Source organism: Chryseobacterium vaccae (assembly GCF_009602705.1).
GTDB lineage: Bacteria > Bacteroidota > Bacteroidia > Flavobacteriales > Weeksellaceae > Chryseobacterium > Chryseobacterium vaccae.
The window spans coordinates 1226230-1243250 of record NZ_VSWH01000001.1; the positions used below are offsets into that span (position 1 = coordinate 1226230).

A 17021-nucleotide genomic window follows, 5' to 3' on the forward strand; every position below is an offset into this window, starting at 1 on the left:
TAATTGAAATTTAACTGTCCAAAGTTATTAATGAACTGGGATATACTGATAAGACAGCCTGATGCCGGAAAAAACTCCTGTTATTTACTCTTCAATTTCCAGTTCTTCTATTTGCTGCGGGGCTGCCTTTTTAAAAATAAACCATAGTTTGATCTTCAAAGCAATCCAGCCTATAATGGCATATACCACAAGAAGAATGCTCAGATGTTGTAAGTAAGGATAAGTAAGCTCCACGGAGCCTTTCTGGATCAACAGGATTTTGAACGCCTGAAGAAAAGGGGTAAGCGGGATAATGTTTGCAATAAATTGTACGAAAGCAGGCATCGCACTTAATGGCCAAGTAAATCCACTGATAATGAATGCCGGTGAAGCAATGACCATCAGAATCTGTGTCGCTTTCAGTGCGTCCGGAATCAGGATACTGATGAACACTCCTAAAAAGGATACTGAACCCACAAAAACAGCTGTCAGAAGGATGAAGTTCAGTATTCCTTCCGGCATCGGAACCCGGAATATCATATGCATAAAGTAATAGATTCCTACAATAAGAATGGAAAATACCCAGATCGGGATTACTTTAATAAGCATCGTCGGGAAAGCCCATTTTTTCATTTTAAGGTATTCTTTTACAAAAGATCCTCTTTCAAACTCGGCGGCAAAGCTTACTGCCATGGCCAGGAGGATTACCTGCTGAAGCACAACCGCCAGCATGGCAGGCCACATGAAAATAAGGTAATTTCCGGTGGTATTGAAAAGGGTTATGTAATTGGCTTTGAAAGGTTCGTACTGGGTTGCTGCTTTGGTTGCAGGCATTCCGGCTTTCTGTAAAGCTTTTATGGAGGCTCCGGCAGAGAATGTTCCTATGGTTAATTGTAATGCTTTGGAAGCGAAATTTGCTGTAAGAACATTTCCGGTATTGATATATACATTGAGTTCAGGGTATTTTTTCTGAAGCATATCTGCTTCAAATCGGGAAGGAATAACGACTACGGCGGCGGCTTCATGACGGATCACCTCATCTTTCATGCTCAAAGGTTCCTGAACGTATTTTATAATCCGGATGCTTTTGTTGTCATCCAGCATATCAGTGAGCTGGCTGGACAAAGGGGTGTTATCCCTATCGATGACCAATACGGGTGTATTTTCAACTTTTCCGCTTTTATAAACGAATCCTAACAGGGTGGCATAAAATACCGGGGCCAGAAAAAATACGGTCCTTAAGGTAGAATTACCTATAAAAAGTTTGAACTCACGTTTTAAAAGCCGGAAAAATTCTTTCATCTTATTTCAGAATAACATTAGCATTGACTAAAATACTTTTAGCCTTATTCATATCTTTAGGTTTTACTTTGATCTCATATACGGCATCCTGAAGCTGATAATCAGGATAGGCAGTGGTAATATCCGCATATCTTGTCAGCTGTTTGATGTATACAATATTTCCAGCCAGGTTTTCTTTGTTATAGACGACCTGCATATTGACCTCCTGTCCTTTTTTATACTTTGCAATAGCACTTTCGGGAACGGTAAATCTGAAATAGGTACTTTCAGGAATATAACCGTTAAATAAAGCAAAACCCGCTGTTGCCAGTTCTCCCGTATTCAGGCTGATGGTTTCTATTTCCATGTCATTAGTGGCAATTACATATCTTTCAGAATAAGCAACATTGGCTTCCTGAAGTGCTCCTCGGGCCTGTGATGCCTGTCCTGCTGCCATTTCCACTTTTTCTACACGGGTTCCTCTTTTCACATCATCCAGTTCTGCCACTACAGCATCATACTGCGCTTTTGCGCCCTGAAGTTTTGCGTATACTTCATCATGAGCCTGTGGAGACATTAAGCTGTCGCGGAACATATTATTAGCCCTTTTGAAAGATTTCTGGGCAAATTCATATTGCTCTTTTAAGCCTTTATATTTGGCCTGAAGCTGTCTCAGCTGATCTGCCGTAGCTCCGTTTTTGGCCATTTGTTCCTGGGCTGTGGCTGCATTTACAGCACCCTGAGCCTGGGCTATTTTTGCAGAAACTTCTGGTACATCCAGCTGCGCAAGGGTATCCCCTTTTTTTACAGTCTGCCCTTCGGTAACGTATATTTTCACAATTCTTCCGGTTACTTTCGGAGCGAAGGAAATCACGTCCTTTTTGGTTTTCCCTTCGGAATCATTAAGGTTTTCTTTTTTTTCACCACAGCTCCCTAATAGAAAAAGAGCTGCAAAGAGTATGGGTATATTTTTATGCATCGTTTTAATGGTAAGGAGTTAATAAAGTTTGGCTATATTCAGTTCCTGAGTAGATCTCATCAGTTCAATTCCGGCTCTTCTCTGGTTGAAAACAGCGTTTTGGTATTCCAATTCTGCTGCTTCAAGATCATTTTCGGCATCAATCAGCTGGGACGATTTGCTCATCCCGTATCTGAATTCTTTTTCTGCCTGCACCAGTGCGTTTTTAGCCAGTTCTTTTTGTTTCGCTTTTAGCTCGATCTGTGCAGTGGCTATATCATAATTGGTTTGATTGTTAGCCAGATTCAGGGTTAACTTTTTCACGGCATCTTCTTTTTTGTTCTGGAGAATTTCTTTCCCAATCCGTGCGGTTTCTTCTGCGTGTTTTCCTTCTTTTCCGTCAAAAATTTCCCATTTAAAGCCTACGCCTGCCGTGAGTAACGGAAGAACATTGACGTTATTGGGTCTCCAGTCCAGTTTTGCTCCGCCATACCCTATTTCCGGAATGGCAGGAATAATATTTTCAGAGGTTTTGATTCTGCTTCCATAAAGCCCGATATAATAAGCCGAAGCCATCAGCTGTACTTTTGGAATCATCCACGTTCTTTCTGCTTTGATTTTGTAATCTGCCGCGCTAATTCCGTGATCGAGGGCTCTGATCTCAGCTCTCTGTTCAATTCCTTTTTCAGGAGCTATAAGATCTACCGGAGAAAGTACCGGAACAATCATTCTTAGGCGGTCTCTGTTGATACCGGTAAGAATATAAAGCTGGGTAAGAAGAAGTTCTTTTTTCCCTTCATATTCTACCATTTTAGCGTTCAGTGTTGCCTGAGCGAGTTCGATTTTCTTGTGATCGTACGGGGTAATGAGACCGTACCCTAAAGCTTTATCTGCTGTTTTCCTGTTGATATCCAGCCTTTTTTTGCTTTCATCCAATACTTTTTTAGACTGATGAATCAATGCCAGCTGGTCATAGGCTTTGGAAATATTAGCCACCACATCATCCTTCGTCTTTTCCAAAAGAATATCTTCGGATATTTTCTTTTCCTCAACCGCTTTTTTCATGTATTTCACCTTACCGCCTGAGTAAAGAAGCATTTTAGCCTCTGCTTTGGCGATTCCGGAGAAACCGGATATGTTGAGATTGTTATTAAAGCTTCCTTCCGGGATATTGATGAAAGGCGTGAGGTTAATTTCCGGCGATGTAAGTCTTGTGGTTGCATTAAGATATCCGACCTGTCCGCTCACTTCTAGTGTAGGCAGAAAAATGTCTTTCAGCTTGTGTTCGTCAAGATCGGTGAGTTTATTCTGGGTAATCTGCATTTTGAGATCAGAATCGCGAACCATAGCACTATCCAGCAGCTCTTTAAAATCCGGAGCAGACTGTGCCCAGCCAAAAGCAGGGAAAGCCAGAAAACTAAACGTAAAAATCAATAAATTGTTTTTCATGGTTTATGTTTATAACAAATATAATGCAAAAAAATGTTAATTCGTTACCGATATACATCAAAAATAGGTGAATTTAAAACAAGTTTAAAATACGTTTAGTTTTAACTCCCTATTTAACATAACTATAGAGTAATCGTTTAATTTCAATTTGAGAGATGTTTTAAATAAAAAAAAATTATTTTCAGTTTTTGGAAACGTAAAGTTCGATGTATAGGCAATGTTGATTTTTAAGGAAGCTAAGAAGGGAATCAACTTTGTTGATTCGATGAAGCGGACGTTGTAAGTATCCGGTTTAGTAATGATAAAATCGGCTTGATCTGCTCAATCCTCCAGACTAAAAAATGGTTATCAAATGAATTGAAATCTTTGATTTTCTAGCGCCTTAAATGCAGTATAATGATTCAAAACCTTGCGCCTGTTGCGTTTTCCAACATAATTAACCTTGGTTCGGGTTAAGAAGTTTAAGTATATAAGGCGAGAAGTTACTTTTAGTTATAAGTATTGACAACCATTGTAAAATCAAATTGCCTTAAAAAGATAAAAATACATCAACACTTATTTTTAATGACCTTCATAACTTCCTTCTCCTAGCTTTAAGCCAGTCTAAATAAGACATTTTATCCCGGACTGAGGGTATAATTGTTTTCAAATTTTGTTCATATTAAAATAACATATTAATCATTATAATTATCAGGTCGCTCCTACGGAGCTCACCTTAGATCATGTATTAAATTCTATGAACAGAGTACTCCTGCGGAGCACTTAAAAAAACTCAAATAACATCGTGTTTTTTTTACAAAAATTTATAAATTGATCATCAATTATAATGCTTAATATAAGTCTAATTTTATTATCCCGAACTCTGAGGTTAATTATTCAGGTTTCCCGCGGATTGCACGGATTTCAAAGATTTTGGTGAATGTTTTTCTTTCGCAGGTTGCGTAGATAAATACAGGTTTTTCGTTAGTAATGTTTATAAAAAACAAAACCTCCCCGCATTTCTGAGGGGAGGTTTTTATGTACTGCTGTTTCAGATTATTTCTGAACGGCTGTTTTCATTTTGGCATCAGGGCGTAAAACTCTGTAACGTACTTCTAAATCTTTTGGTACGTAGAATACTAACGGCAGTTTGCTGTTGTATCTTACAACCTCCGGCTGAAGGGTTACGAATTTTTTCGTCAGCTTCTTATCAGGGCAAGCCATTAAGGTTCCGCCTGTTTCTCCATTAGATTCTACTTCATAATAGTTGTAGCCCCATCCCTGAAGATCCTGGGTTTTCACATTTCCCATCAGGAAATATTTGTTACAGTCCAGCATTTTTTCAGCACCTACAAAGAATTCTACTTTTAAATCCGCTTCATTTTTTGCAACAGGCAGCTGAATGTATACCTGCTTGTATCCTTCTTTAGCTTTTGGGAACATTTGAATTTCCAGCTTCTCAAACTTTTCAGCTTTCTTTTGTGCGAAAGCATTTACACCTGCAAGCATTACCAATCCTGTAATTAAAGTTTTTGAAAATCTCATTTTGTTTTATTTTAAAATTTTACTACTTCCCTATGGCCAAAAATCATTCCAAAATAGAAACGGCTGTTCCTTTTATGTGTGAATTCATCTGCGGAGCATAGTAATTCTGCATCGTGGTAATCCCGTTGGAGAACTTTCCTGAAGCATTGACAACCACATCATATTCAAATACATACTTCCCTTTCGGCATGTACTGGATGTAGAAGTTGGTGGAGGCATCTTTGGTGGACTGATAATATCCTAAATTATTTTTCCACTGGTATCCGGACAGCACATCTAAAGGTTCAAATCCTGCAGCACGCATATCTTTAATATGGATGAATTCCATAGCGCGGTCTGTATTCAGGATCATTCTTACGGTTACTTTGTCTCCTACTTTCAGCGGGGTTTCAGACGAAATTTTCTGAAGTTCCTCTCCATTCACTGTTTTTATCTTTTTATACAGCTCTTTGGTCACCGAGATATAGTTTTCTGAAGATTTAATCTTATCCAGATCTTCGTAATACTGCCAGAACAGTCCTCCCTGAACAATTCCAGGTCCGGGTTTTGTAATGGTAACGGTTGCTAAGTTTTTATCTACAGCGTCTGTTTTTACGGCAGATTTCACATATCCGGTTGCCTGGGTCTGAGGTGCCAGCTCTTTTCCGCCCCAAATGATTGTAGCTTTATCACTTTCAGCACTGGTCCATGACTTTCCTGAGTTCAGGATGGTAAAGATCACTTCTGAGGTTCCTCTTGAGCTGCCCCATGAGTTTACTTCTTTCTGGGTTACCAACCAGATTTTCATATCTTCAATGAACTTCTGGTCATTAGCCTTCAGCTTATTGAACGCTTCCAGAGCTCCTGCATGATTCACTACTTTTGATCCGAACCAGCCCCAGTCATTCAGGTTCTGTTTCCAGTAAACGCCCTGTGTTTTTGTGTCTGTGGAGGTTTCTTTCAGGTAATTCATCAGTTTATCCGAAACGTCTTTCAGGCCATAGTCATTCATCAGTAATGCAGCACGGTGAAGTCCGAAGAAAGTGAAATCAGTGATCTTCGCGGTTTTTGCTTTTTGTTTTACCAATGATTTCAATGTAGCTCCTTTTCCTTTCAAAGGATATTGTTTTTCCCAGTAGTTACGGGTATCAAGGTAATCCATCGTCCAGTTATTCCACACATTTTCTTTTTTCACATCCCAGTATTTGCTGACCTCACTATCAACATACTGAACCAGTTTTGCAACAAGCTCATTCTGTTCTGTTCCCTGATAATCTTTTACATTATCTTTTAACCATGAATTGATCTTTCCTAAGTTTTTAAGAATGTATAAAGAAGTTCCGTACGAGCTTGGATACCCGGAATACCATGAGAATCCGCCGTCAGGGTTCTGTAGTTTTCTGAAATCGTCCCAGCTTTGGCTGATGGAGTTTCTCATCGTATTAACATCAAATAACAGCGCCAGTTTCTGCATCTGTTCGTTTTCATTTTTACTTTCCAGTACCCAAGGGGTTTCTTCAAGTAAAAGCTGTTTCAGTTCCTGATTTTTCTCCAGATTTGAATTCAGCAATCCTTTGTTCTGGTATTCTTCAAAAACAGTTTTCATTTTCGGATTGGCTCTGAAGATCTCAGAGGCTAAAATATCCGCAAACCATTTGTTGAACACGACATCGGCAGAATTATTCTGATCATTTTTCAGGCTTGGCAATGCAAACATGATCTCCCAGATCGGATTGGTAGTCAGTTCCAGTGTATTGGAAACATTGGAAATTGTTGTTGAGTTTGTATTCTTAAGATTTTCCAGGACAAATGTTTTGGTTTCTCCTTCTTTTACAAAAACAGGAACAGCATCTGTTACCAGCATTCTGTTAGGAAGTACGGCTACTGCCTGCTGCTCACCATCTGAATAAGCTCCTGCTTTGGCTACCACTTTCATGATGATAGACGAAACATTATTCGGAACTTTAAGCTTCCATGTCAGGGCAGAATTTCCGTTTTCACTTAAATTAAAGTTCTGAGCTCCTGCATTGATTCCGAATTTTGAAGTAATATTCTCATTGGTGAACGCATCCAGAATCTGTAATTCCGCAGAACCGCTTAATTTTTTATCGGTAAGATTCGATAATTTAGACTGAAGATTCAGTTCATCCCCCTCCCTCAGGAATCTTGGATAATTAGGGGTTACAGAGAACTCTTTCTGGGTCACGACCTGTTTTTCCAATACAGCTGCTCTGGCATCTTTGGTATGGGCCAGGAACATCAGCTTCCATTTTGTAAGGGCTTCCGGAGAAGTAAATTCAAAGCTTACGTTTCCTTCCGCATCGGTTTTCAGATCGGGATAGAAGAAGGCTGTTTCGTTCAGATTCTGGCGTACAGGAACTTTTTCAAGGTCTTCTGAATTTACAGCCTGATCGTCAACATCTAATACTCCGTCAGCATCTGCTGCCTGAGCCTCAACTTTCATTGCTTTTTTCTGCCCATATGCCATCATCACAACTTCATCAACACTTACTTCTTTTGCAATGGCAGTAGGAGCAGGGGCCATTTTGTTACGGGCTAAACCTCCTATATTTCCAGCTACATAACCATAGATGTCATTATCAAACCAGTTGAAGCCAGGAACCTGCACAGATTTACCGTTATAGTATTTCAATCTTTTCTGATAATAAGCCTGCTGCAGATATTCACCGATTTCATATGAGGTGATCAGAGAATAAGGCATATAAAGCTTCTGCCAGTTGAAACTGTTAGCCGCAAACTGATCCAGTGACATATCATACATATTGGCCAGTACCTCAGCATTTATTTTTTCCTTGTCATTTCCTGAAACTTTTACGCTCCATTTTTCTTTTGAACCCGGTTCCATCTTATCTCTGAAGGTTACGGTTTCTATTTTCAGTGGCTGTTCTGAATCTTTAATTTTCAGGACTACAGATTTTGTCTGCACATCGTTGAATGCTACGACCTGGAACTGAAGATTCAGCGCAGAAATTCCTTTATCTTTAGGAATGTCTGTGGTATATTCCAGTACTCCTTTTTTCAGTTTATGGGTTTCTGAAACGGTTTTTCCGGTTCCGTCCTGTACAAAAACATTCACTGTGGCATCCGGTATTGCAGAATAAACATATATTTTCGCCTTCTCCCCTCTTGAGAATTCATTTTTAGGTTCAATGACTTTCAGGAAGGTTTTCTGTGCCGGTTTTAAGGCTCCTTTATCCCAGACACTGAAGTTCTGAGAGGATTTAATGGTATCTTTTCCTTCGATATTATAAAGCTCCAACTGATAATCTCCTGCATCCAGTTTTCCTAAATCCAGTTCTGCTGAAGGCTGCTGCTGTTTTTCCATAAGCACCTTCTCTGTTTTCCAGTTTTTAACCTCATCATTTTTATCGAAAAGATCATGAGGAAATCTGTTGATGAATTCTTCTTTTGAAAACTTCGGAAGATCCTGAACCGCCGACTGGAAGTTCTCTCTGAAAATTCTGTCCGGAGCCGCCAGTTTGGAAAGCTTAACCTGGTAAGATTTTTTCAGATCCTGTTCGTTGTAGTTTCTGGTTTCCACTTTCAGCTTTACATTTTCATCACTGAAGGCATTGTTAAGCTCATCTGCTTTTATGTAGTGGGAAACTGAAGCTACCTTCAGCTGTGTATCTGCGGATTGGGTTTCTCCATTAATGTCTGTTACGGAAGCATTGATTTCATAATTATCGATCTGAATTCCTTCTAAAGTTTCATCTTTTTTAAGGTCCAGACGAATGACAAATTCTCCTTTTTCATTGGTTTTCGCTTCGCCCAGAATAGAGTTTTCATTATCATTTCCACGCGGGTACCACCAGAAATATCTCCATCGGATATTATGTTTTTTGATCTCATAATTTACCGTGGTATTGCTTAAAGCCACTCCGGAAAACATCATTGCTTTTCCTTTCAGCTCTATGGTCTGTCCGTATTTATATTCGTCTTTTACAGGATCAAAGGTTACTTCAAACTTAGGTCTCTTGTATTCTTCCACCCTGAAATCTTTATAGCCTTGAGAACCTGCATCTGTTCTCAAGTAGAAAACACCGTTCAGCTGGCCTTTTGGAAGGGTAAAACTGCCGTGATAGGAACCAAATTCGCTGGTGGTAAAATCCTGGGAGGAAACATCCTGACCGTTGGCATCCTGAAGGGTAATTTTCTGCTTCAGACCTGCCGTTACAGATTCTATTTCCTTATCAATTTTTGTATTGATCACTTTAAAATAAACGATCTGTCCCGGTCTGTAGATGGCTCTGTCGGTAAAGATCTGAGCCTGGAGACGGGATTGTTTATTCGGATTATATTCTTCTGCCGTTCCGCTGTTTCCGTAGACCTGCATGATCTGGAAATCGTTGCTTTTCGGCTGGCGGATCAGGAATGTTCTGTAGTAGGCATTGCTGGCTGTAGACGGAAATTTGAAAATTCCATTTTCATTGGTTTTGCCATCAATTTTATTTAATGTTTTATTGGAAACAAATTCATAAAAAGTAAGACCTTCATTCGTTATAGGGTTTCCATTCTCACTGCTTACCAGTTTCATTTCATTGGAAAGCTGATTACGGTCCGTTTTGTTCTGATAAATGATCCTGTTTCCGGAAACCAGAAAATAGAAATTCTGTCTGGAATCGCTGTTCTTATCATTTGATCCTGCTACTGCATATTCAGCAACATAAGCTCCTGCCGGAAGAGGTTTAATCTCCAGAGAAGTTTTATGATTCTGATAATCTTTGGCATCGGCAAGCTGGAAAGTTTCTTTTCTTACCAGATTTTTTTTGATGTTTCCGAATGTATTGTTATAGCTGCCCTGTATGTATTGCATGAATGGAAGAAAGTCTTCTTTTACTTCATAAATGTTCAGGGAGAATTCGGATACATTTTTATGTTCTGCAACAATATGAACAGGCAGATTACTCTGCGTCTGCTGCTCATATTTAATGGTAAGCAGCGGATTGGTGATCTGGTTTTCCCTGTTTTTAATGTTTTCAAGGAAGAGCGATTTCGGGTACTGCTTTTTCGCCTGATCTGCAACAGCCAGAGCTTCTTTTATGTTCTTTTTGATGATAAGCTCACTCATGATCTCTTCCATGATGACTACTTTGTAATCACCTTCTGTTCCGGATTTCAAGAGACTCTGAAGCTGTTCAAGTTTATCTTTACAACGGTTGTAATCACAGTTTTCCGTCAATTTTTCTTTCATGAAATAGAGCTTTGAATTTCCGCTGTTCTGCGCAATAAGCTCATCGAAAACAGTATTGATTTTTGTTCTGTTTTCTGTAAGTTCATTTTTTGTAAAAAATCCGTTGTCAGAAAGGAAAGCTATCTTTTTTAAGGAATACCAGTCAAGAAGCGTTGGAAAATAAGCGATATCCTTTGTTTCTGTCAGCATATCCTGGTATTTCTGCAGGTCAATCTTTTTCATTTCCGGTTTGCGGCTGTCCAGTTCCTGATAGCTTTTGGAGAGATAGTTTTTAAAATCCAGCTTGCTCCAGGTTTCTATCTTTGACAGATCCTGAGAGTTGATATTGGTTCTGCTATTTATCTTCCAGGAGTTCTGACTGTAATAATCCTGAAAAAACTCATTCATCAGAACCCTGAACACCAGCTGCTCTTCTCCTTTCAGTTTAGCTTCTGTGGTCTGAAGCTTGTTAAAAAACTTGGAGACGGCATCATTCTGATCATCGTCTACGGTCCGGTTTACGATACTGAATTCCGCTTTCAGGGAACGAATCAGCTGAAGTACATTATTTTCTTTCATGGCCTGGTTTTGTATGTCTAAAATAATGGGAAGATTGGATTTGTAAGCTCCTCTGGCGCCGTTGTCCGTAATCTTTTTCCATTGTCCGTCGTAATACTGTTGCGCCTGCATTTTAGGGTAAAAGCTAAAACACAGCAACATCATTAATAGTTTGACATTTCTCATCTGTTATATGTTATTTTCTAATTTCTATTTTATCTCCTTTGGTTCTGGCATTCATCTGAGGTGCATAATAATTCTGCAGGGTGGCAAAACCACTGGAGAAGTTTCCTGAAGCGTTGCACACCAAATCATATTCAAATACATATTTCCCTTTCGGCATGTAGTAAATATAGAAGTTGGTGGAAGCATCTTTGGTGGCCTGATAATACCCCAGATTATTTTTATACTGATAACCGGAAAGTACATCTACAGGTTCCAGTCCTGCTGCTCTCATATCTTTCAGGTGGATATACTGCATTGGACGATCTGTGTTAAGGATCATCCTTACGGTAATACGGTCTCCTACGGTAAGCGGACTGCTGTCTGTGATTTTGATCAGCTCTTCTCCGTTTGTGGTTTTTATTTTTTTATAATACTCTCTTGTCATGGAAAGATAGGTTTCTGTGGATTTTACATTTTCCAGGTTTTCGTAATACTGCCAGAACAATCCACCTTGTGCAATTCCCGGGCCGGGTTTTGTTACGGTTACCTCAGCCAGCTTTTTATCGACCTTATCAGAATGAATGGTCTGCTTCAGATAGCCTGTTGTTTTGGTTTGTGGAGCTACTTCTTTTCCTCCCCAGGTTACGGTAGCCTTATCCGCTTCCGGGGTGGTCCAAGATTTTCCTGAATTCATGAGGGTATAAATAATTTCAGCGGTTGTTCTGGAATTTCCCCATGAATTGGTTTCTTTCTGTGTGGCCAGCCAGACTTTTGATTCTTCAATAAAATTAATATCCTCGGGTGTTACTTTGCTAATCGCTTCTATGGCGCCAGCATGATTTACCGCCTTGGATTCATACCAGCCCCAGTCATTGAGGTTCTGTTTCCAGTAAGCGCCCTGTGTCTCTGAAGAAACAGAGGTTTCTTTGAGGTATTTAATCAGCTTTTTAGAGGTATTTTTCAATCCGTAGCTGTCATAAATAAGCGCTGCCCTGTGAAGACCGAAAAAAGTAAAGTCTGTAATTTTAAATTGGTCTGCACGGGTGATAATATTCTGTTTCAGACTTGCCCCTGTTCCCTGCAGCGGATATTCTTTTTCCCAATAGCGTCTTGCATCCAGATAATCCAGGGCAAAGTTGCTCCACGGGGTATTTTCATTTTCCTTCCAGTGGGTTACCAGTTCCCTGTCGATATAATGGATCAGGGAAGAAACCATATTCGCCTGTCCTGACTGATACTGGTTTATTCCTCCTTTCAGCCATTCATTCATTTTCCCAAGATTTCTGAGGATGTATAACGAGGAAACATATGAGCTCGGGTACCCCGGCAGCCATGGGAATCCTCCGTCTCCGTTCTGATATTGTAAAAGAAGTTTCCAGTCGCTGTTGATGGATGCTTTCATGGCATTGACTTCAAAAAGCCTTGAAATCCTGTTCATGGTTTCTGTTTCAGACTGGGCATTCAGCACCCAGGGAGTTTCTTCCAGCAGCACTTGTTTAAGCTCCTGATTTTTTTCAAGATTGCTTTTCAGGAGGTCGGCGCTTTTGTATTCATCAAAAACGGCTTTCATCCTTGGATTGGCTTTGAAAATCTCGGTTCCCACGATGTCTGCAAACCAGGTATTGAATATGGCATCAGACGTGATATTGAGGTTCTGGCTCAGATCCGGAAGAGCAAAAAGAATCTCCCAAACCGGATTTGTTTTTAGTTCAAGGGTGTTGCTGATGTTTTCAACCGTCGCAGAAGTATTGTTTTTAAGATTTTGGAGGGTAAAGGTTTTGGTCTGCCCTTCTTTCACAAAGATAGGAACGGCATCGGTAAGCATCATTCTGTTGGATAGTACGGCAACCGGGATCTGTTCCCCATCGGAATACTCTCCTGCTTTTGCCACTACTTTGATGATGATTGATGTTGCTTTATTGAATGGTGTTTTAATTTTCCAGCTGACCACGGAATTTCCGGTATCTTTTACTTCAAAATTCTGTACCGCTGAATCAATTCCGAACAGCTTTGAAATATCTTCATTGGTTTCTGCGTTGAGGATCTGCAGGGAAGCTGCCCCAGACATGTTTTTGTCTGTGAGGTTGGAAATTTTGGTCTGGAAGTTCAGTTCATCCCCTTCTCTCAAAAATCGCGGATAATTTGGATTTACGGACAGTTTTTTCTGGGTGATGATGTCTTTTTCCAGAATAGCCGTTCTCAGGTCTATGGTGTGGGCAAGGAACATCAGTTTCCATTTGGTCAGGGCTTCCGGTGTTGTAAATTCAAAGCTTACATTTCCATTGGCATCCGTTTTCAGGTTTGGATAGAAAAACGCGGTTTCGTTAAGATTCTGACGGGCTTTCACATCGTCCAGATCTTCTTTCTTCTTTTCTTTCGGTGCTGCATCTTTTTTATCAGACAAACGCCTTTCATTATCACTGTCAAAGCGTCCTTTTTCATTGTCAGAACGACTTACCACCTCCATTGCCTTCCGGCTGGGTTCCGGACAGCCATTGTACGAAGAGAGCCCCGGAACAGTAGGACAGGCATCATTCATATCATCAATTCCATCACCGTCTGTATCGGTAATCAGTCCATATTTTATCAGCAGCCTGTGAAACAGACCTTCTTCAAACCAGTTAAACTTTGGAATATAAACTCCTTTTGTTTCCAGATAATTGACTTTTTGATACCAGTCAAGAGTCTGCATCAGGTTTCTGATATTGTAATCCTGCATAACATTTACAGGTCTGTAATATTTTATAAAGTTATAGGTATTGGGAGCAAATTTATCCAAAGATTTATCATACATATTGGCCAACACTTCGGCAATCACTTTTTCGTTATTTTTCCCCGAGATCTTAACACTCCATTTTTCTTTCGTACCTGGTTCTACTTTATCCCTGAAAGTCATCAGTTCAATTTTCAAAGGATCTTCTTCCTCTTTAATTCTAACCTGAGCATATTGATTCTGTACATCATTATAATAAGCCAGAGCAAACTGTACATTATATTGTGTGATCTTTTTCTCTCTGGATACCGGGAAGCTATACGTTAATATTCCGTTGGTAAATTTCTTTCTTTCGATGGTCCTTTTCCCCTGTCCGTCCTGAAAATAGATATTTACAGATGCATTAGGAATCGCTGAATAAGCATAAACAACGGCCTGGGAGCCTCTTTCCACCTTATCTTTCGGGCCCATGACCTTCAAAAACGGATATTGATTTTTCCCCAATTTCTTTCGGCTCCATATCTCAAAATCCTGTTCAGCTTTTATAGTGTCTTTGCCCTCAATATTATATACCAGAAGTCTGTAATCTCCTGGTTCCAGTTTTCCAAGATTCAATTCTTTATCATCTTTTGTTCCGTCTATAATGGTTTTCAGGGTTTCCCAATTTTTACGGTTCTCAGAATGATCAAAGCGGTCATGCGGAAATTTTTTCAGAAACTCTTTTCTGGACATTCCCGGAAGGGTTTGAATCAGATTTTCAAAATTACTTCTCAGAACGCGTTCCGGCTGCTTCAGCTGGACCAGTTTTACCCTGTAATTCTTATTCAGGGAAACATCATTATAGTTGTAGGCTTTGACTTTAATTTTCAGTTCATCTTCAGCAAAAGCTTCTTTTATTTCATCGGTTTTTAAATAATGGGAAACTGAGGCTACTTTCACATTGGTTTCTGCCGATTGGGTTTCACCATTGATATCCGTTACAGACGTTTTTATTTTATAGTTATGAACCTGTATTCCTTCTGTGTTTTCATCTTTTTTAAGATTGATTTTAATGACAAACTCTCCTTTCTCGTCCGTTTCTGCTTTTCCCAGGATTGAATTTTCATTGCTGTAGCTCTCGTATGGGTACCACCAGAAATATCTCTGGCGGATATTCTCTCTTTTAATTTCATAATTAACGTTGGTACTGCTCAATGGAATTCCGGAGAATGTAACAGCTTTTCCTCTCAGTTCAATGGTTTCGCCGTATTTATAATCTTTTTTGATGGTATCAAAAATGATCTCAAATTTAGGGCGCTTATATTCTTCTACAGAAAAATATTTAGAGTCACTTATATGACCTCCTTCAGCATAACCAGAGGCTTCAAGCCTGAACTGTCCGTTCAATCTGTCTTTTGGTAAAACAAAACTTCCGCTATACGATCCGAATGCATTGGTCGTAAAATCCTGGCTGCTCACGATCTGCCCGTTGGCGTCATACAGGGTCACTTTCTGATTTTTACTGACGGTAAGCCTGTCTGATCTTTTTTCAGCATCCGGGTAGGTGGAAATAGCCTTAAAATAAACCGTCTGTCCCGGTCTGAAGATCTGCCGGTCCAGGAAAAGTTGCGTATGTGGGTAATATGCCTCATATGAACGGGAAAAATAGGTACCTTCTACGATGTTGTAATCATTTCCTGCCGGATCATACATCAGACGACGCGGAACATTATATTCCACTATTTTTTCGGAAGGAAATCTAGCCATATTATCTGTATCAATCATCAGCTGGGTTTCGTCTATTCCGGAATAGTCTCTGAAGTTAAATTTAAAAAGCCGGGTATTGGGTTTCAGTTTTCCGTTTTCACGGTCAACCAGAACATAATCTTTATTTTCATCATAAATTATCATGGAAGAGGTGATAATAAACATAAATTTTGACACCTCTTCTCCGTTAATATACTCCCCGATATATACTCCCTTAGGAAGCTCTTTCATTTCAAGAGCCGTGCTGTATTTAAGATAATCTTTCTTATTGGGAAGGCTGAAAGAATCTGTCCTGAAAAGGGTTTTATCTATTTTTTTATACTCCTCTTCCTGGGGATCTACCTGATATCCTAAATAGGCCAGATACTCTAATTGCTTTTTAACGTTATTAACCTGATATATTTTAAGGGTAAAGCGGTCTGTATTTTTATGATTGGCAACGATCTGGATAGGCTTTCCGGGTTCGTTATGAACTTCAAGAGAAAGTGTAAGAGAGCCTGCTTTTATCTGGTTTTCCTGGTAGATAATATTGCTCAGAAATTTTGAACCGGGATATTCTTTCTTTATTTTATCAATCAGCTCTACAGCCTGAATATACTTTGATTTGCCGGTGTATTCTCCCACTATATTTTTTACAATTAAAATCTTGTAATCTCCTTTTACAGGGGAATTGACTAATGCTAACTGCTTATCCAGGAAATTTTCATCTTCTTTGATACTGTTTTCATAGATCAGTTTCTGGTGCTGGAAATATAGTTTAGAATTAGCGGTATTAAAATCAATCACATTCTGATATAAAGCAAGAACAACAGCCTGATTCTCTTTTAATTCATCTTTGGTGAATATATCACTGTTGTTCAGGAAATCAATATTTTTTTTAACCTTCCAGTCGTAAAGAGAGGGAAAGAACTGAAAATCGCGTTCATTTTCAAAGGCGTCTTTGTATTTCTCAATATTTATTTTCCGGAGTTTATCATCAACTGCGGTGAGTTCTGACAATCTTTTCAGGTAAAAGTTTTTGAAATCAAGCTTCGTCCAGGATTCTATTTCTGAAATATCTCCTTTAGCGACATTCGTCCGGCTCAGAATCTCCCATTTTTTAAGGTTATAATAATTTTCAAAGAATTCTATCTCCAATACTTTAAAAAAAAGCAGATCTTCATTTTTCAATCTTTTTTCCATATTACTGATCTTGGAAAAGAAAACGGAAGCATAATCGTTCTTCGGATCGTCCTGAGTGGCTTTATATACTGCAAATTCTGCCTTCAGAGACTTGATTATTTCCGTCGTATTATTCTCTTCTACAGCTTTGTTCTGAATCTCAAGAATAAGGGGCAGATTGGATTTGAAAGTTCCGTCTTTGTAGCTTTCTGCAATTTTCTTCCACTGCTCTTCATAAAACTTCTGTGCATGGAAAAATATGCACGAAAAAGCAAAAAAGAGAAGAACACATTTGGAGATGATTTTCATAGGTA

Annotated in this window: 6 protein-coding genes; all 6 read right to left on the reverse strand. The window is 39.3% G+C overall.

The window, feature by feature from the left end; all coding sequences use genetic code 11:
• Window positions 1-84: 84 nt before the first annotated feature.
• On the reverse strand, window positions 85-1281 hold the full coding sequence (locus tag FW768_RS05640; protein ID WP_153393542.1) for an ABC transporter permease: 1197 nt from the start codon (window positions 1279-1281) through the stop codon (window positions 85-87).
• 1 nt (window position 1282) lies between these two features.
• The gene (locus FW768_RS05645; RefSeq protein ID WP_153393544.1) at window positions 1283-2239 is read right to left on the reverse strand and encodes an HlyD family secretion protein; all 957 of its coding nucleotides are present in this window, start codon (window positions 2237-2239) and stop codon (window positions 1283-1285) included.
• Between the two features lie 18 nt (window positions 2240-2257).
• A complete protein-coding gene (locus FW768_RS05650) occupies window positions 2258-3667 on the reverse strand; it encodes a TolC family protein (protein ID WP_153393546.1) in 1410 nt (469 codons plus the stop codon).
• 1035 nt (window positions 3668-4702) lie between these two features.
• On the reverse strand, window positions 4703-5191 hold the full coding sequence (gene eco, locus FW768_RS05655; RefSeq protein WP_153393548.1) for a serine protease inhibitor ecotin: 489 nt from the start codon (window positions 5189-5191) through the stop codon (window positions 4703-4705).
• A gap of 43 nt (window positions 5192-5234) precedes the next feature.
• Window positions 5235-11108 carry an alpha-2-macroglobulin family protein gene (locus FW768_RS05660; protein ID WP_153393550.1) on the reverse strand — a complete coding sequence of 1958 codons (5874 nt, stop codon included), beginning with the start codon at window positions 11106-11108 and terminating at the stop codon, window positions 5235-5237.
• Window positions 11109-11118: 10 nt separating this feature from the next.
• Window positions 11119-17016, reverse strand: coding sequence for an alpha-2-macroglobulin family protein (locus tag FW768_RS05665; RefSeq protein WP_153393552.1), 5898 nt, complete (start codon window positions 17014-17016; stop codon window positions 11119-11121).
• Between the last annotated feature and the right edge of the window lie 5 nt (window positions 17017-17021).

Bases quoted from the DNA above. Each gene is read 5' to 3' on its own strand.
- FW768_RS05650 (WP_153393546.1), bottom strand. From the start codon at position 3,667: ATGAAAAACAATTTATTGATTTTTACGTTTAGTTTTCTGGCTTTCCCT.
- eco (WP_153393548.1), bottom strand. From the start codon at position 5,191: ATGAGATTTTCAAAAACTTTAATTACAGGATTGGTAATGCTTGCAGGT.
- FW768_RS05665 (WP_153393552.1), bottom strand. From the start codon at position 17,016: ATGAAAATCATCTCCAAATGTGTTCTTCTCTTTTTTGCTTTTTCGTGC.
- FW768_RS05645 (WP_153393544.1), bottom strand. From the start codon at position 2,239: ATGCATAAAAATATACCCATACTCTTTGCAGCTCTTTTTCTATTAGGG.
- FW768_RS05660 (WP_153393550.1), bottom strand. From the start codon at position 11,108: ATGAGAAATGTCAAACTATTAATGATGTTGCTGTGTTTTAGCTTTTAC.
- FW768_RS05640 (WP_153393542.1), bottom strand. From the start codon at position 1,281: ATGAAAGAATTTTTCCGGCTTTTAAAACGTGAGTTCAAACTTTTTATA.